Below are 16,776 nucleotides of genomic sequence, written 5' to 3' on the forward strand. Positions count from 1 at the left end.
ACATCGGGCCCGACTACGACATCCCCGCGCCCGACATGGGTACGAACGCACAGACGATGGTGTGGATGATGGACACCCACATCAACGCCACCAGCGCCCACGATCGGTTTGCGATGCGCGGCGTGGTTACGGGCAAGACGCTGAGCTGCGGCGGCTCGCTCGGCCGCGACAAGGCCACCGCGCAGGGCACGGTATACGCCCTCGAATCCTGGGCGGAGCGCCGCGGCTTCAATTTCGACGGCGCCACGTTCGTCGTTCAGGGCTTCGGCAACGCCGGAAGCTGGACGGCCAGGCTGCTCTGCAAGAAGGGGGCGAAGCTACTGGCAGCGAGCAACAGCCGCGGCGTGGTCTACAACGAGAAGGGCATCGATCCCGACGCGTTGCTCGCCTACATCGCGAAGCACAAGGACCCCTCCGGTTTCAGCGGTGCCGAGTCGATCCCCAACAAGCAGCTGTGGCAGATCAAGGCCGACATCCTGGTTCCCGCGGCCTTGGAGAGTCAGATCGACAGGGGCAACGCGGGCGACATCGATGTGAAGGTGATCGCGGAGGCCGCAAACGGCCCGACGTCTCCCGCGGCTGACGACGTGCTGCGCGAGAAGGGGATCACCGTCATCCCGGACATTCTGTGTAACGCCGGCGGCGTGATCGTCTCCTACTTCGAGTGGGTGCAGAATCGCAAGAACGAGCGCTGGGAGCTGGAAGAGGTCGATCGCAAGCTGCGCCGGCTGATGACGGTCGCCTACGACGCCGTCGAAGAGGCCGGCAAGCGCTTCGACCTCGGGCAGGACACGCGCACCGCCGCCTACCTCGTGGCGCTGGAGCGGATCCAGGCGGCCTACCAGGATCGGGGAATCTTCCCCTGACCCGACCGGCCGCGGATCGGGGACGTCTCCCCGACGAACGCTCACGGGCGCTCACCTGATGGACCACACCCACCCCGCGTAGACCGACCCGGCCCGGCAAATCGGGGCGGAAACGGGCTCAATCCCAGCGAAACCGGCGCCGACAAGGGGGCATGACACAGATCGCGTCCAGCCGTCTGCTGATCGGAGGAGCCGAGCGGCAGCGAACCGGAGCGTTGGCTCGTGACCGCGTCCTGGTTGGACTCGCCGCGGGCGGCGTAGCGCTGCCTCCCCTCGTCGACCTGCTCTGGAACGGCTGGGAGCGGGTCTTCAGCTACTTCGCCGCAGACGTTTTTTACTACCTCACCGTGGCGCGAAACCTCGCCTCGGGCATGGGAGCCTCCTTCGACGGCGAGTACACGACCAACGGCTTCCATCCCCTCTGGCAACTCTACACGGCGTTGCTCTACGGGTTCAGCTCGCTGGCCGGACTCGGCGAACCAGCCTTCCTCGTCGGAGTCTTTCTCAGCAGCCTGCTGCTGATCGTTCTGGCGACGGTACTGCTCGGGAGTTGCTTCCGGCTCGCGTTGGGTCGGGTGCCAGCCGCCTTCCCGATTCTTCCCGTCGGACTCTATGCGCTCAGCACGGGCTCACTCCAACCCCTCTACGGTTCGCTGTGGAGCTTCGCCAACGGGATGGAGACCGGCGTCACGCTGGCGGCCTTCGCCTGGGCGCTGCGTTGCATGGTGCAACGCGAGCGCGACGCTTCTCCCGCGATCGATTGGCAGCTCGGCGCCGCCTTGTCGGTGCTGATGCTCAGCCGACTCGACCACGCAGCGCTGGCCGTGTGCGTGCTCGCCACCTACGCGCTGCGACCCGCGCGTCGGGGCGGTTCGCGGTTTCTAGAACTCGCTGCGGTGGCCGGCCCATTCGGCCTGAGCTTGACGCTGTACCTCTGCTTCAACTGGCTGAGCGCGGGGTCGCTCCTTCCCGTCAGCGGCACGGTCAAGAGTGCGTTCCCGCAGTCGGGTATTGCGAACCTCTTCTACCTCGAGCGAATCATCCGTCAGATCTCGGCCGCGCGATTCGACGAGCTGTGGCGCATGGCCCAGATGCTGCTTCCCGCCGTGCTCGCGGCGTTCACGCTGCCGTGGCTCGCCGTGCTGCGCAGGCGCGAGCGACACGATGCCCTCACCTGGCCCCTCGCCGCCTGCTCGGTATTCGTGCTCGTGCTGACCAGCTACAACTTCCTCTTCGTGAACATCTGGCACCAGGGTCAATGGTACTACCCGGTGTCGATCGTCCAGATGAGCATGATCGCGTTCTACCTCTGGGAGAAGGAGCGGCCCGTCGCCGATGGCAGGGGATCCGCTTTCGTGGCGGGCGCAAGTGCCGTCAGCGTGCTCCTCTTCTTCGGGCTCGTGTTTCACGACACCCGTTACAACAGGACCTACACACACATGTACGAGGCGCGCGACGAGCTGAAAGAACACTTCTCCGGAGCGCCTCCCAAGATGATCGAGTACGACGACGGGATCATCTCGTTCGCCACCGGCTTCCCCGCGATGTCGGGGCTCGGCTTCGCGGTCGATCGCGAGGCTGTCCCGTGGGTTCGAAACGGCCGGGTCTTGTGGCTCGCCTACAAGCGGGGTTTCGACCACATCGTGTCGCTGAACTACTTCGGGACGGGCGGCCTCAGCCTGGAATCGTCTTCCGAGGAGATCCGAGCCAAGCTCAACGGCACGTTCTTCCTCTCTCCCGCAGCGACCGCACCCTTTGATTTCGAGGTCGTGTACCTGCCCACGCGCGTCCCACTCGCCTTCATCCAAATCCGCCCCACCCCACCTCGAATTCGCTGAGGTCAGGCGACGGACTCAGTGAGAGTCCGGCGCCTTGGCGGCCACCTCGCTGCTGGAGTTTCGTGCAGCGTCGATGTGAGCGCGCAGGGCAGCAAAGTCCACCGGACCCGACGCAGCGTCGCCGACGATCTCGGCCAGGACGGCTGAACGAGATCTCTGTCCCGCGGCGGTCAACCGCGAGTCCAACAGAAGCGGCCTCAGCTCGACAAGCAGGGGCGCTGGCAAGACGTTCTCCAGGTACTCGAGCCCAGTACCGCGATTTCCCGCCTGGTCGTTCGCAAGGGCGCGGATCGCGAGCTGTAGCGGCTTGGCTTCGAGCAGGGTCAGCAGCAGCGTCGCGATGAAGGACATGCCCTGGACCACGCGCCTCCCTTCAGCGGACTCGACGGCAGCGGTTCGGGTCAAGCGACGATCCAGGGCAATCTGGCTGCGCCAACGACGTCGGCAATCGGCGGCCTCGCGCTCGGCGATCCCAAAGAGGAGATCGCGCGGAATGCGGAGCTTGTCATTGCTTCGGTGGACCGCCAACAGATTGGCAGCAGCGTGGAAGCGCAGCTCGAAGTCCGCATCGCCGAGAAGTTCGATCAAGCCATTCGCGCTTCGCTGGGTAGGAAGTCTTCCGAGGATCTCGCACAAACGCATTCGTACCCGCACGGGCATCCGGGACTGAAGGACAGCGTCGAGTAGCGCGCCCGTGTAGACCGGCGCCACGCGTCGCAGAGCGGCGGCCGCGGCCTCTCCGACCTCGGCGTCGCCCAGTGTCGGAATGATCAGAGCAACCAGCTCTCGGGGCACTGGGTTGTGGGCGACCAGGGTTGCGAGAATCCGTTCGGCCTCACCGGAGCGAAGATTCGCGATGGCGACGAGCGTTGCGTCGATTTCATCGGAGGCCAGTGTACGGGCCGGCGGTGCTGTGAAGGGCCGGGGCTCCCGAGCGGGCCGCCCGTCTTCCTGTGAGTTGCGGGACGCGGAATGTCTGACCAGCCTCTCGCGAATGTCGTCCGGATCGACTCCCGCGATGGAATCGCGCGACGCGGCCGTCGAGCCGCTTCCCTCGACCGGCCGCTCCAATGCGACCATCGTGTCCATCACGGTGAGTCTCGTCGTGGCATCGTCGACGGAGACGTCGCCCACCGCGAGCGTTCCAACCCGCAGTCGTTCGGCCAGCGAAGACACGTATCCGTGGTGGAGCTTCCGAGCCACGTACAGCGACGCAAGGCTCGCTGCAATCCCTGCGATGATCAGCAGCGAATCGGTGAACGCGGGGAAGATACCGATGACCAGGAGGGCGAATCCCCCCCCCAGCGCGGTCCCGCTCTTGTCGCCGCCCACGTCGATGAGCGGCTTCGTGGGGCGCTTCTTCTCGGGCAGGACTGGCGTATACAGAAGTTCGTAGCCGGATCGAAACAGCGAGTTCTCGACGATACCAATGCCAGCGCGCATGCTGATCGCGCTCGGAAGGCCGGGGAACAACAGCGCGGTAAACCCGAGCGCGGCGGAGCTGACGGGTAGGGTGGATACCGTGACTGCGAGGCCGTAGCGCTCGAGTGAACGCTTGGCGATCAGGTTCTGGACGAGGAATGTGAGCACTCCGACCCCCAGGTGAAAGAGTGCGAAGAACGAGACGAGCTCCGCCCCCGTATCGAAGTACGCTGCAGCGCCAGCCTTGAAGACATAGTCGTAGACCGCCTGACCAAACGCGCCGAGTGCGACCAGCAGGAACAGGCTCCGCAGGTAGGGAGACTCCCGAAAGATCGCGACCGCCGAAGCAGCCGTTTCATCATCGGAGAGCGCGCTGACAGAATCTCCGCTGCCGATCTGGAGAGCTCCGGCGGCACATAACAGGTTCAACAATCCGAGCGCGGCGATCATCGTCGGGATGTCCAGTGCCGAGGCACCGAGCCAGACGGCGACCCCGCCGAGCACTCCTCCGAATGTCGCGGCCCCGCCAATGCGGCCAATCAGCTGCCTTGCGGTATGGGGATCGAAACGTTCGTTCACCACTGACCAGAAGGCCGAAACGACCACCGCGTTGAGGCTCATGGTGTGGAGATAGAGCGCAATGGCAGCCACCTTCGGCATCGAGACCGAAAGCGCCCACTCGGCAAAAAAGAGCGCCCCATTCGCGGCGAAGAACGGGGGCAGACTTCGTGCGGGTGGCATGCGGCGAAGGACCCGGGTGCTACCCAAAACGATGAAGATGGAGAGGATCGACGAGATCATGACCATCGACGGCAGCACGGTCGGTTCGAAATGGCTGAGGAAGAATCCGTCCCGAATCGCGCGGCTCGCGACGAGCTGACCCACCATCACGATGGCAACGCCCACCGCGGCCCACATCGCCCTTCGAGTGGTGTTCAGCGATTCACGCATACTTCAATGGGCGGCTCAGCTCCGGCTGTCCTGCACGACGACTTGGAGCTCGGACCGAAGCGCAGAGCCACGCGTCTTGTCGACGGCGATCTCGTTGCGCGCGGCCTCGCCGTACTCCTCCCACCAAAAGCGCGCGTCGTCAACCGACCACGTTCCGCAATCACAGGCGCGCAGCATCTCGGCCAGCTTCATCGCGCTTTCGGGGCGCTCCGCCGGATCCTTGGCGAGACAGGACATGATGACGTACTCGAGGTCGCGGGGCAGAGCACGGCCCAGACGCTCCGAGGGAAACGGCGCGGCGTCGTTGATCTGACTGGCGAGTATCTGGACCACTTCTTCAGCGGGGAAGACGGTGGTACCCGAGAGCATGTAGTAGCCGACGGCACCGAGTGCGTAGAGGTCGGACTTCGGGCTGCCACTCTCCGGTGAGAGGATGACCTCTGGCGCCAGGTACATCGGGGTTCCCACGATGACATCGTGCGCACTCCCATGGTCGGCGTCATCCCCGGCCAGGTCCTTGACCAGTCCGAAGTCCAGGATCTTCACGGTATCGTAGGCCCCACCACGCGTGGTCAGCATGATGTTGCTGGGCTTGATGTCCCGGTGGAGCAGCCCGAGAGAGTGCGCTTCCTGCAGGGATCCGCAGGCCTGAACCAGCGTGTGAATGACACGCGCTGGTTCGATCGAACCCGACAGGGAGACCAGCGCTTCAATCGTGAATCCGTCGAGATATTCCATCGCGTAATAGAAGATGCCTTCGGGCGTTCGTCCATAGTCGAAGATCTCGATCGTATTCGGGTGCGTGAGCTGGCAAGTCAGCTGGACCTCACGTTGAAATCGGATTTGCGCCCGGAGATCCTGGGCATTCTCCGCGCGCAGCAGTTTGATTGCCGTCGGGCGTCGCAGCATCGCGTGCCGAGCGAGGTAGACCTCTCCCATGCCTCCCTTGCCGATGCGCTCCTCAATTTCGTACTGGCCGAGGCGCTTGGCGCGCGCCATCACGTTGTGGACTTGCTGGTTGAGCCGATAGGAGACGAAGAGCGAGCCCGCCGAGAGCAATCCCATGGCCAGCGCCATGACGATCACCAGATAGCTCGCGTTGGTCATCCGATCGGCGCTCTCCTTCATCGCCTGTGCCTGGTCCTCGGCGAGCGCGCCCGCGATGGCGCGGGCCTCCAGCACGAGTGGTTGCGCTTTCTCGAGATAATGAAACAGGACGACGTTCCACCCCGCCGCCCGTCGCAATGCCATGACTTCCTGAACCTGCACGTCGTAGGCAACGAACTCATTGACGGTAAAGTCGAGAAGATGTCGGAGATCGCCGGAGGTGTGGAGCCGTGCGCCGGCCTCGACCTGACGCGCGATGACCCGCGATTCGTTCAGCTTCTGTTCGGCCGTGTGCTCGTGAGCTTCGTCGTAGCTGCGAATGAGCGAAGCGACCGCAAGATCGCACTGGGCAAACACCGATCGGAAACGTGCCATCTGCGCGAGAAATTGAATCGAGGGCTTCCGCTCTTCACCCGCGGTGTATTGCTCGATCGCACTGTGGAGGCTCGTGAGAATGCTTCGTCGCAGCGGTTCCAGGCGCCTCTCGTATGCCACGGTCGCGGGCCAATTACCCGGCGTCTGCGCCACATCCTCGATTTCCCACTGCACGAGTTCGAGCCTGCGAAGCTTGCTCCCGAGTTCGCTGACCCGGGCGTCGGTATCGGGCACACTCGAGCTGCCCGCGAGTTCATCGATCTGGCGGAAGGTGGGTTCGATCTCCTGACTCCAGATCTGCGCCCGCTCCGCACGCGACTCCGCATCCCCATAGGCGACCCATCCCCGCAACGCAGCGAGGGACTGATTGATCGAGGCGTTCAGCACTGCGGCCGACTGCGCCAACGGCGCGCCAACTTCGCTCTGATGCCGAAGCCCGAATCCGAACCAGATCGTAAACCCGAGCGTCAGCAGGGCGGTTGCCACACCCACGCCTGCCACCTTGCCGCTCGAGGACAGCAACGACTCGGTCAGCCGGCTGCTCGCGCCGGCCCGGAACCGCTTGATCGATGATGCGGTGCTTTTCGGATCGGCCATTTCGGATCAGTCCGGGGTGGGCATCGCGGCTGGCAAATCGGGCATCGGTACGCCCCACGCTTCCATCAGGTCTTCGAGGATGCTTTCCAACAGTCCGACCCGCTGGTACACGTGCGCGGGAAAGCGCTTGCCCGGGTAGTGGGCGCGGACCGGTGCCGCTGCCGAAGGGACCTGACGGTGCAGGTGGGTGAGCTCCTCGACGATGAGGGAGGCGAGATCGCTGACATCGTTCGGGCTGACCCGCTGGCTGCCCTCCCCGTCGATCTCGAAGCGAAGCGTTGCGCCGCCCTTGGATTCGGCAAGCAGGCGGATCAGCGTGAAGCATCGCCGCATGCGCGAGTAGACGTCGCTCGGCATCTTGTTCGGCTCGAAGGTGGGCTCGGCAGGGCGGCTCGGGCCGCCGGGAATCACGACGTGAAGTGCGGCCGCCGTGTACACCGCGGCTGTGACGAGCTGGAATACGTCGCTTGGCGAGGTCCTCTGATCGAGCAAGTGGTTGATTTCGCTTCCGGCGGCAATCGTGGCATTGAAGACATCACTCGGCGTGCTGGTGTCGGGCTGCTGTTTCTCGGCCACGGCGGTCTCGATCCCGAGGTCCTGCTTGACGACCAGCACGGCCGCGAGCGCCGAGTCGATCACGCCGAAGACATCTGCTGGGCGCGCTTCGATCATCAGCGGGATGGACTCGTTGCGCACGACCCGAACCTGTTCGAACGCCAGACGATTGGCGCGCAGCTGTAGATTGAGAGCCTGGGAGTAGACCTCGAACGGACGCGCTGACTCGACGCGAAACAGCGACACAGGCGGCGTCGGCTTGCCCATGTAGTGACGCAGCAGATCGACGTTCTCCCGTAGGAGTTCGACCCGCGCAAGGACATCCGCCGGCAGGATGCTCTCCGGAACAGACAGACGTCGCCCACTCACCGGCGGAGGTGTGACGCGCTCGGTCGCCGCGCGCGATGCGGGTGCGGAGATTCCGGTCAGGAGGCATATCAGTAGCGCCGCCGTAGGTAGTGTTTCGCTGAGATGCGCGCGAATCGCGAGCGGCTCCGATTTCGTCTGCACTCGTTCGTGGACGCGGTGCGCTCGTGGAGACTTTGCTCCGATCGCAATTCCGCAGCAGTGCGGCCGATTAGAGATTTTTCGCACTGCCCCTCCGGCGGGATCTGGAATTTCACGATAGCCGACGACGCACCCCAGGTCGCCTCTTGCTCGCTCGAGACCTGCCAGTTCCGATCGCGGGCCGTCTAGACCCTCCTCCGCCGCAGCGGCGTCCCCATCGGGGCTTGCCACGCGACACCTATCCGGTTCTGGAGCCGATACGCAGCATCCGAGGAGTGCTACCCTCGATTCGGAGGCTCACCACCATGCGTCACCTGGGCATCGTTTCCTTCGCGGCCGTGCTATCGGCCATCTTGGTCTCCAGCCATGCTGATTCTGCGGAAGACGAGGCACTCGCCGTCGTGCATTTGGCTTTCCGCGATTACATCGTCACCATCTCTTCGACCTCACAAGGCCCCCGATATTCGGTTCGTACGGCCTCAGGAACACTCCTCAGCGAAGATCTCAGCGCAGATCAACTTCTGGCTGCGCATCCGAAGCTGCATTCCGATATCCATTCCTCGTATGCGAGCGATGGATCTGGGAGTTTGATCTGGGCCGGGCGAAGTGAACGCCTGATCGAACCGGCGCTAGACGCCATCACCAACCCCGATTGAAGCGCCGAGGCCGGCGCGCGCCTAGCTGCCCAACGCTCGCTCAGTGGGACAGCTCGTATCCATGCTTGCGATAGTGCTCGACGCGGCCAGCAGCGAGCACCCAACCCGGTCTGAGCTCGTTGGCCCGAACGAAGTCCGCGAAAGCGCGGTCGTGCTGATGCTTGGATTCGTTCACCAACCCGCGGTTGTAGTACGCGGTGTGCAGTTTCGCTGACGTTCGCTGGATGGCCTGGTTGTAATCAGCGATCGCCCGCTCAACCTGTCCGATGTGGAAAAACGCGTTTCCGCGGTTGATGTAGGCCTCTGGGTAATCCGAGACGATCTCGAGAGCCGCATTGAAGTCTTGAAACGCAGCAGAGTATTCGCCCATGTGGTTGTACAGGATGCCTCGATTCACCAGAATCGACGCCCTGTCCCTCCCGGAGGTCCTTCGGGTGTAGAGGGCGAGGTTGCAGGAGACAATCGAGGGTTCTGCCTCGATGTAGGGCAGCATGGTGGCGAGATAGCAGTCGTCCGCGTCCGGGTTACCGATTACGGTCAGATCGTCCGCATTGGCCGTTCCAAGAGTAAGGAGCAGAGTGATTAGCGCGATGGCCCGCATTCGCCGACCTCCTGTTTCTCAGTTGTGTAGCGTCAATTTTTTCGAGTACGCCTTGGGATTGAAGCCGCGAACGAGCTCGCCGCCGATACTGAGCACAGGGATGCTCTTGCCCCCCGAGACTTCCGCCAGCTCTTTGCTGTAACGCGGTATATCGATGTCGCGCAGGTCGTAGACGACGTTGCGCTCATCGAGCCAGCGTCTGGCTTTCTTGCAGTATCCACACCAATCGGCGTAGTAGAGAATGACGTCCGAATTGCCAGCCACGACGCCCCGCTTGGCCGGCTGATATTCCTCGCGCGGCTGCACGACCGGCATCTGGGCTGTGCTCTTCGTCCACAGGGGATCGCCTTCGAGCGCGACCTCGCCGATCTGGTTGCGGTACTGCCTCGGAATCCGGTCGATGCTCTGGACGAAGTGCAGCTGTCCCGCATCGTCGGTGTATTTGTAGAAGACGCGCCCTTCTTCGGCGCCCAGGTCACTGGCGCTGAACGCGAGAGCCGCGAAGAAGACACACGCGACCAGCAAGTAGCCGCGCTGCGACGCGCGTTGAGAACGCCCGGATGCGATCGAGTGGGGAGCCCTACGCATACCTACTTGATCGGCAGAATCGCAGCAGCGCTGAACGGGCCCGCGGAGCGGCAACGGCTGTGCAACTTGGACGCTGTAGTCCACGCCTGGGCCGCCTCAGCCCAGCGCAGGCCCCATCGGCTACGACGGATCGGTACGAGCCAGGAGGTCACCGGGTTGACACTCCAATTCTCTACAGATGGCATCCAACGTAGAGAATCGAATCGCACGGGCTTTGTTCGTTTTCAGAATTGACAGATTGGTGATCGAAATCCCAACGCGCTCTGAAAGCTCTGTCAGACTGATCTTCCGCGTCAAGAGCATCAAGTCGAGTTGTACTTCAATGGACACGGCGCTCTCCTACACCACGAGTTTCATTTCTTCAAAGATGTAGACGAGCACCTTGAGGGCCCAACTCGCGACAAACAGGCAGGCGCTCAGGATCGCGTAGGCCAAGAAGAGCACGAGGAAGACACTCCAATGCGCAACGTAGTCACTCAACACGCTGAGACCGAGCCCCACTCCCAATGCGAATTCAACCCACACCAGGCACGCGAGGGCCAGAAAGACGACACTCGCTTTCTTCAGTCGTCCGACATGCCCTGCGATCGATTCGTTTCCCGTTGACATGATGGACCTCCCCTGGTGGATCAGCGGTTTCCGAACGCTCACGGCACACAGCTTAAGCACAAAATTGACGATAATCAATTAATTTTTAATGATTAAAGTAAAATAATTATCGATCTTAGTAAATGGCTTCTCAGCCCGCTGACCGAGTAGAAGCGGGCCCCCACGCCCCGACAGACTCACATCAGGCTCACAAAACAGATCCAAAGCGACCCGATCTCCTGATTTATTTACGTTGTTGCTCCCAGGCGCCACCCCCTATGATGCTGATCCACCTGCCACGGTGTCTTGATGAATCGCGCTGGAGTCATCCGCGCAGCAGTGCGGAAGGAGGCGACAATGTCGGAACTCACTCAAACCGCGAGAATTGCTGTCTTTCTCATTGCGATCCTGGTGTTGGCTTCCCCGATCCTGGCTGCGCCTGGGAATCCGAGCAAGCCGAACATCGTCCTCGTATTGATGGACAATTTCGGATACGGCGAAGTCGGCGTTTATGGCGGAGGCGTTTTGCGCGGAGCGGCGACGCCCAGAATCGACAGCCTCGCCTCCGAAGGTTTTCGATTCACGAATTACAACGTTGAAGCGGAATGCGTACCTTCGCGTGCGGCCCTGATGACCGGTCGTTACGGGATTCGCACCCGGCTGCAAGAAGACGGGCTGCCTCCCCGAGACATTTGGTACGGCATCACCAAGTACGAATATACGCTGGCGGAGATGCTGTCGGATTCCGGTTACGCGACGGGAATCTTCGGGAAATGGCATTTGGGAGACACCGAGGGCCGTTTTCCCACGGACCAGGGCTTCGACGAGTGGTATGGAATCCCCAGGTCATCGGACCGAGCCTACTGGCCGGATAGCACTATCTTTGTGGAAGGCTTCCACCCGAGTGCCGTGTTCACCTACGTCATGTCGGGAAAGCGAGGTCAAAAGCCCAAACAAGGGGAAGTGTACGACCGCGCCAAGCGCGCGACGATCGATCGCGAAATCACCGACCACGCCATCGATTTCATCAAGCGCAAGGCCAAAGCCAAGCAGCCTTTTTTCGCCTATCTCCCCTATACGCAAACCCATGATCCGGCCGATCCCCACCCCGACTACAAGGGCAAGACCAAAAACGGCCCCTTCGCCGACGTGTTGGCGCAAACGGATGCCTACGTGGGCGAGCTCCTGGATACCATCGAAGAGCTAGGGCTAAGAGAAAACACCATATTTATCTTTACATCGGACAATGGGCGCGAAGGCGTTCCGGGATCGGGTGGGTTCACCGGCCCCTGGCGAAGTGAGATGTTTACTCCCTATGAAGGTTCACTACGCGTACCTTTTCTAATCCGCTGGCCCGGGAAAATCCCAGCGAAGCAAGTATCAAACGACATTGTCCACGCGGTGGATCTCTTCCCCACATTGGCGAGCTGGGTAGGCGGCAAGATCCCGAAGGACCGAACCATGGATGGTGTTGACCAGTCTGATTTCCTGATGGGTAAGTCGGAGAAATCCGCTCGAGAGTCCATCGTCATTTACGTCGACAACGAACTCTTCGGTGTGAAGTGGCGCAACTGGAAGATGCTTCTCAAGGCAATCGATGGACCTAGTTATGCGGTCAAAACGTTCGCCTACCCGACATTCTACAATCTGCTAGTAGACCCAAAAGAAGAGCATCCCCAACGCAACTACAACGCGGACACCTGGGTAGACTATCCTTTGTATCAGGTTCTAGAAGACTTCCAAGCATCGCTCGAGAAAGATCCCGGCACTCCGGATCCCAACTACTAGATAGGACTCGTACTCGGACTGACCTGCCTGCATTACTAAGAAGTACGAAAGTATCCTGACATAGCATCCACTTCGACGACGAACTCACTCGAGAATGTATCGAAGGTGCGGGTCTCGAAAGAAACTACGGATCAAGTCAGGCAGCCGCTGAAGCGATCGCATGTGGGCCAGTACGACTTTTCGAAACTGGTCGCGACTCCGGATCGCTTGCTTGCCGACTCCGTGGTTCTTCAGGTGGTTCCAGACGTGTTCGTCGGGATTCAGATCGGGGGCGTACGGCGGCAAGAAGAAGAGCCGGAGGCGTCCCTCTGTCGATCGCACGAACGCGAGCACCTTCTTGGCGCGGTGCGATGGATGGCGATCGACGACCAGAAAGATTGGGCGAGGCGCGTTGTGGAGGAGGCGCTTGAGGAACTCGATGAACTTCTCCGCGTTCATTCGCCCCTCCACCGTCATGAATCGGAAGTCACCACGCGGGCTGATCGCGGAGATCAGATTCATGCCGAAACGCTGGCCGGTCGCGGGCACGATGGGGGTCTGCCCCTTCAGCGCCCAGGTGGTGCCGGCATGAAAGTCCGAGCGAACGCCTGCCTCGTCGGAAAAGTAGAGGGTGGCCCGTTCTTTCTTGGCCAATCTGCGAATCTCAGGGAACTGCTTCTTACGCCATGTTTCCACGAGCTCGGGGTCGCGCTCAACCGCTCGGCGGAGTGGCCTCTGTGGGCTGAGCCCGAGCTTGCGAAGCATCCGGCCCACGGACACTTCGCTCAAGCGGACGCCGAACTTCTCGCGAATCAACTCGCGAATCATCGACCTCGTCCACAGCGCGAACTCGAATCGAAGCTGAAGGGGGTTCTTACCCGTCACCGTCTTGTAGACCCATTGGAGCTGCCTTCCCGTCATCTTGGATGGGCGTCCCGAAATCGCCTTCGCCCGAAGTGCGTCGATCCCTCCTTCCCGATACTTCGCCAACCAGCTGTAGATGACGGTGCGACCGAACCGCAGCGTACGAATCACGTCCTCGGGACTTTCGCCGGCTTCAACGCTCTGCACGGCGCGGATGCGGATCTCTTCGAGTGTCTTGTGATCGAGAGCACGACCATCTTGCTTCTGGATCATGAAGCGAAGAGTAGCACGTCATCTTACTTATGCACGTGTTAGTAACTAGTCCAGGGTCAAAGGTGAGAAGCGGGATCTGCGTGAGATCGGTGAGATACTCGGCGTCGCGCACGTGCTCGAGGGCAGCGTGCTTGTGGTACGCTCGGCCGTCCTCCTGAAAACAGCACTGACGAAATCAAATGTCCTATCGCTCAATCAGCTTCTGGTTCGACTCGCTTGGCGCGGAGCCCAAGCTGCGATCACCGCTGCCAGGTGACCGCGACGTCGATGTGGCGATCGTCGGCGGTGGTTTCACTGGATTGTGGACTGCGTACTATCTAATGCGCGCCGATCCCTCGTGTCGCGTCGCGGTCATCGAGCGCGAAACGGCTGGGTTTGGCGCGTCGGGGCGCAATGGCGGCCACTGCGTCGCCCTGCTCCACGGCCTGGAGGACTTCTTCGAACGCGATCCGCAGGGCGCAGCCGACTTGCGCGAGGCGATCAAGGCAACCGTCGACGAGGTGGGCGCCATCTGCAAAGCCGAGGGAATCGAAGCGGACTTCCACAAGGGGGGAGGCCTCTACCTGGCGACCAATGCGCGCCAGGCAAAGCGGCTTCGTGAGGATTTGGAATTCGAGCGAGAAATCGGATGGACGGAAGAGGATGTCTACTGGCTCGAACCCGAAGAGGTCACGGCTCGCATCCGCATCTCCTCGAACTGTGGTGGCACCTTCAATGCGAACACCGCCTCCCTCAACCCCGCGAAACTCGCACGCGGTGTGGCCGATGCCGCCGAGCGCCGCGGCGCGTCGATCTACGAGCAGACCACCGCGCTCGAGGTGGAGCCCGGTCGAGTGCGCACTTCGCACGGCAGCGTGCGAGCGCCTCGTATCGTGATGGCGCTCGACGCGCACGCCACGCTGCTACCCGGGCGTCGACGAAACGTCATGCCCATCTACGAACACATGATTGCTACCGAACCGCTATCGGATCAAATCTGGGAAGAGGTCGGCCTTTCGGAGCGAGGGCTCTTTGGCGACTGCAGCCGCCTGTTCACCTACGCGCAGCGCACGGCGGACAACCGGATTGTGATTGGCGGGCGGGATTATGGCTACCATTTCGGCTCGGCGATCAATGCTCGCTTTGAGAAGAGCCCGCGTGTCGAGCGAATGCTCGTCGATGCCTTGCGCGAAATGCTTCCGCAGCTTGGAGAGTTCGCCGTCACCCACCGCTGGGGTGGTGTGCTCGGAATGCCGCGAGATTTCACCTCAGCCATCTTGATCGACGAGACGACGGGTATCGCAGGCGTGGAGAGCTACACGGGCGAAGGGGTGTGTCCCAGCAACCTGGCGGGACGAACGCTGTGCGATTTTGCGCTCGGTCGAAAGACGCCACTGGTCGAACTTCCCTGGGTGGGTCACCGATCGCCGCAGTGGGAGCGGGAACCGATGCGCTGGCTCGGCAACACCGCCGCGCGGGCTCTCCTCAGGTCGACCGATCGCGCGGACGCACGGGGCCGCAACTACCCCATTCGCGAGCGACTGCTTCGCGCGATGGATCTCGATGGCTAGCGAGGGATGCGCGACGCCCTTCGGATCGGGTGCCACTCCATCGAATCCTACCGTTGGGTGTCTCTGAAAGAATTCAAGAAACCCACTTTGAAATCAGTTGGCTGTAGAATCTAGGGACCCGGAGTGCCGCGATCTTTTTCGAGCGAGGCTTGGAAGTCTTCTAGAACCTGATACAACGGAGCGTCGACCCAGGTGTCGGCGAGGTAGTTGAGTTCGGGTACTTCTTCTTTTGGGTCTATGAGCAGGTTGTAGACCGAGGGATAAGCCAATGTTCTGACCGCATACGGACTGTGTTCAGCCATCTCTTTGAAAAGCAATTTCCAATTGCGCCATTTCAAGCCAAAAACCTCGTTGCCAACGTAAATCATGACAGACTCTCGAGCGGATTTCTCCGACTTACCCATCAGAAAACCAGACTGGTCGGCACCATCCATGGTTCGGTCCTTCGGAACCTTGCCACCTACCCAGTTCGCCAATGTGGGGAACAGATCCACCGCGTGGACAATCTCGTTTGATACTCGCTGCGGAGGAATCTTTCCGGGCCAGCGGATTAGAAAAGGCACGCGTAAGGAACCTTCATAGGGAGAAAACATGCTGCCTCGCCAGGGACCGGTGAATCCAAACGATCCAGGCACGCCTTCGCGCCCATTGTCCGATGTAAAGATAAATATGGTGTTTTCTTTGAGTCCTAGCTTGTCGATCGTATCCAGGAGCTCGCCCACGTAGGCATCCGTCTGTGCCAAAACATCAGCAAAACTCCCATTTCCGGTCTTGCCCTTGAAGTCAGGATGAGGGTCGACGGGTTCGTGGGTTTGGGTGTAGGGGAGAAAGGCGAAAAAAGGTTGCTTGGTATCGGCCTTTCTCTTGATGAAATCGATGGCGTGGTCGGTGATTTCGCGATCGATCGTCCTGCGCTTGGCGCGGCCGTACACTTCCAGTTCTTTGGGCTTTTGACCTCGCTTTGCCGACATGACGTAGGTGAACGCGGCCCCTGGGTACGCTGATTGCCGGTATCCTGCTGTCGCTGATCGCGTTCCCCACCGAGACCGCTGTCGGCGACGTGTCGCCAGACATTATCGCCAAGCTGGGGCTGATCTACGGGCCGGTGGTATTCCTGATCTGGATGGGGGTGATTCTGTCCCTCAGTCGCTATCGCATCAGCCGTTCACGTCACCGGGAAATGCTGGAACGGCTGGCCGCGGACAAACCATCGTAGTCCGGATACACAAGCGCCTCGGGCTGGAACATCCATTCCACCTGCAGTTTGATAGACTCCGAAGCAGGACCAATTGATGCAGTCAGGTCAGCGAGCGTCAGCTCGGAGATCGACCCATGCGTCGATGTACTAAGAGCCTATCCTATAACCCTGTGCTATTCGTCGTTCCAGTTCACGTGATCCACACACCCCCCGTGTGAGGGGGAAGTAGATGGCGAAGAATCCGGCTGCGAACAAACGATGGCGAACTTCGGACGAGCTTTGGGAACGGGTCGAGCCTCTTCTCCCGAAGTACCGACCGGGGAAGCGGGGCGGGAGGCCTCGTGTCGATCGACGCCGGGTGTTCGACGGGATTCTGTACGTCCTGCGAACGGGGTGTCAGTGGAATGCCGCGCCGAGCGAGTTCGGTTCGTCGAGCACGTTGCATCGATACTTTCAGGAGTGGACGAACCAGG

16 protein-coding genes are annotated in these 16,776 nt (G+C 61.4%); 7 read left to right on the top strand and 9 right to left on the bottom strand.

What is annotated here, in order from left to right:
• Together IH881_17445 and IH881_17450 are read left to right on the top strand one after the other, a co-directional pair.
• Positions 1-866: Glu/Leu/Phe/Val dehydrogenase (locus tag IH881_17445; protein ID MCH7869482.1), on the top strand; the 866-nt coding region annotated here is incomplete at its 5' end.
• 152 nt (positions 867-1,018) lie between these two features.
• Entirely contained in the window at positions 1,019-2,704 is a 1,686-nt protein-coding gene (locus IH881_17450) for a hypothetical protein (protein ID MCH7869483.1), read from the top strand.
• 15 nt (positions 2,705-2,719) lie between these two features.
• Here the strand turns inward: IH881_17450 and IH881_17455 are convergent, their stop codons facing one another.
• Genes IH881_17455 through IH881_17465 form a run of 3 tightly spaced genes read right to left on the bottom strand, consistent with a single transcriptional unit; the run spans position 2,720 to position 8,449 of the window.
• On the bottom strand, positions 2,720-5,077 hold the full coding sequence (locus IH881_17455) for a hypothetical protein (GenBank protein ID MCH7869484.1): 2,358 nt from the start codon (positions 5,075-5,077) through the stop codon (positions 2,720-2,722).
• A 15-nt stretch (positions 5,078-5,092) separates the two neighbouring features.
• The gene (locus IH881_17460; GenBank protein ID MCH7869485.1) at positions 5,093-7,156 is read right to left on the bottom strand and encodes a serine/threonine protein kinase; all 2,064 of its coding nucleotides are present in this window, start codon (positions 7,154-7,156) and stop codon (positions 5,093-5,095) included.
• A gap of 6 nt (positions 7,157-7,162) precedes the next feature.
• Positions 7,163-8,449, bottom strand: coding sequence for a hypothetical protein (locus tag IH881_17465; protein MCH7869486.1), 1,287 nt, complete (start codon positions 8,447-8,449; stop codon positions 7,163-7,165).
• A 74-nt stretch (positions 8,450-8,523) separates the two neighbouring features.
• Between IH881_17465 and IH881_17470 the strand changes: the two genes are divergently transcribed.
• Positions 8,524-8,874, top strand: coding sequence for a hypothetical protein (locus IH881_17470; GenBank protein ID MCH7869487.1), 351 nt, complete (start codon positions 8,524-8,526; stop codon positions 8,872-8,874).
• Positions 8,875-8,914: 40 nt separating this feature from the next.
• Here the strand turns inward: IH881_17470 and IH881_17475 are convergent, their stop codons facing one another.
• The 4 genes from IH881_17475 to IH881_17490 all read right to left on the bottom strand — a co-directional run bounded on the left by IH881_17475 (position 8,915) and on the right by IH881_17490 (position 10,672).
• Positions 8,915-9,475 (bottom strand): tetratricopeptide repeat protein, encoded by a 561-nt coding sequence (locus IH881_17475; protein MCH7869488.1) that lies wholly within the window; start codon positions 9,473-9,475, stop codon positions 8,915-8,917.
• A gap of 18 nt (positions 9,476-9,493) precedes the next feature.
• Positions 9,494-10,063: a glutaredoxin family protein gene (locus IH881_17480; GenBank protein ID MCH7869489.1), complete on the bottom strand. Its 570-nt coding sequence runs from the start codon at positions 10,061-10,063 to the stop codon at positions 9,494-9,496.
• A gap of 120 nt (positions 10,064-10,183) precedes the next feature.
• A complete protein-coding gene (locus IH881_17485) occupies positions 10,184-10,393 on the bottom strand; it encodes a helix-turn-helix transcriptional regulator (GenBank protein MCH7869490.1) in 210 nt (69 codons plus the stop codon).
• Between the two features lie 9 nt (positions 10,394-10,402).
• Complete coding sequence (locus IH881_17490; protein MCH7869491.1) at positions 10,403-10,672, bottom strand: hypothetical protein; 270 nt, start codon at positions 10,670-10,672, stop codon at positions 10,403-10,405.
• Between the two features lie 336 nt (positions 10,673-11,008).
• On the opposite strand from IH881_17490, the gene IH881_17495 reads away from it, so the two are divergent.
• Positions 11,009-12,439, top strand: a complete 1,431-nt coding sequence (locus tag IH881_17495) for a sulfatase-like hydrolase/transferase (GenBank protein ID MCH7869492.1) — start codon at positions 11,009-11,011, stop codon at positions 12,437-12,439.
• A gap of 84 nt (positions 12,440-12,523) precedes the next feature.
• Here the strand turns inward: IH881_17495 and IH881_17500 are convergent, their stop codons facing one another.
• Positions 12,524-13,552 carry an IS630 family transposase gene (locus IH881_17500; GenBank protein ID MCH7869493.1) on the bottom strand — a complete coding sequence of 343 codons (1,029 nt, stop codon included), beginning with the start codon at positions 13,550-13,552 and terminating at the stop codon, positions 12,524-12,526.
• Between the two features lie 182 nt (positions 13,553-13,734).
• Here IH881_17500 and IH881_17505 point away from each other — a divergent pair, with 182 nt between their 5' ends.
• The gene (locus IH881_17505; GenBank protein ID MCH7869494.1) at positions 13,735-15,105 is read left to right on the top strand and encodes an FAD-dependent oxidoreductase; all 1,371 of its coding nucleotides are present in this window, start codon (positions 13,735-13,737) and stop codon (positions 15,103-15,105) included.
• A 110-nt stretch (positions 15,106-15,215) separates the two neighbouring features.
• Here IH881_17505 and IH881_17510 read toward each other — a convergent pair whose 3' ends face one another.
• Positions 15,216-16,175 carry a sulfatase-like hydrolase/transferase gene (locus IH881_17510; GenBank protein MCH7869495.1) on the bottom strand — a complete coding sequence of 320 codons (960 nt, stop codon included), beginning with the start codon at positions 16,173-16,175 and terminating at the stop codon, positions 15,216-15,218.
• On the opposite strand from IH881_17510, the gene IH881_17515 reads away from it, so the two are divergent.
• Together IH881_17515 and IH881_17520 are read left to right on the top strand one after the other, a co-directional pair.
• A complete protein-coding gene (locus IH881_17515; protein ID MCH7869496.1) occupies positions 16,166-16,321 on the top strand; it encodes a hypothetical protein in 156 nt (51 codons plus the stop codon). The genes IH881_17510 and IH881_17515 overlap by 10 nt on opposite strands.
• A 211-nt stretch (positions 16,322-16,532) precedes the next feature.
• Positions 16,533-16,776, top strand: a 244-nt coding sequence (locus IH881_17520) for a transposase (GenBank protein MCH7869497.1), incomplete at its 3' end; no start/stop codon positions are given.

The organism is Myxococcales bacterium, from assembly GCA_022563535.1.
Taxonomy (GTDB): Bacteria; Myxococcota_A; UBA9160; order UBA9160; family UBA4427; genus DUBZ01.

Bases quoted from the DNA above. Each gene is read 5' to 3' on its own strand.
- IH881_17450 (MCH7869483.1), top strand. From the start codon at position 1,019: ATGACACAGATCGCGTCCAGCCGTCTGCTGATCGGAGGAGCCGAGCGG.
- IH881_17490 (MCH7869491.1), bottom strand. From the start codon at position 10,672: ATGTCAACGGGAAACGAATCGATCGCAGGGCATGTCGGACGACTGAAG.
- IH881_17480 (MCH7869489.1), bottom strand. From the start codon at position 10,063: ATGCGTAGGGCTCCCCACTCGATCGCATCCGGGCGTTCTCAACGCGCG.
- IH881_17470 (MCH7869487.1), top strand. From the start codon at position 8,524: ATGCGTCACCTGGGCATCGTTTCCTTCGCGGCCGTGCTATCGGCCATC.
- IH881_17455 (MCH7869484.1), bottom strand. From the start codon at position 5,077: ATGCGTGAATCGCTGAACACCACTCGAAGGGCGATGTGGGCCGCGGTG.
- IH881_17460 (MCH7869485.1), bottom strand. From the start codon at position 7,156: ATGGCCGATCCGAAAAGCACCGCATCATCGATCAAGCGGTTCCGGGCC.
- IH881_17495 (MCH7869492.1), top strand. From the start codon at position 11,009: ATGTCGGAACTCACTCAAACCGCGAGAATTGCTGTCTTTCTCATTGCG.
- IH881_17475 (MCH7869488.1), bottom strand. From the start codon at position 9,475: ATGCGGGCCATCGCGCTAATCACTCTGCTCCTTACTCTTGGAACGGCC.
- IH881_17505 (MCH7869494.1), top strand. From the start codon at position 13,735: ATGTCCTATCGCTCAATCAGCTTCTGGTTCGACTCGCTTGGCGCGGAG.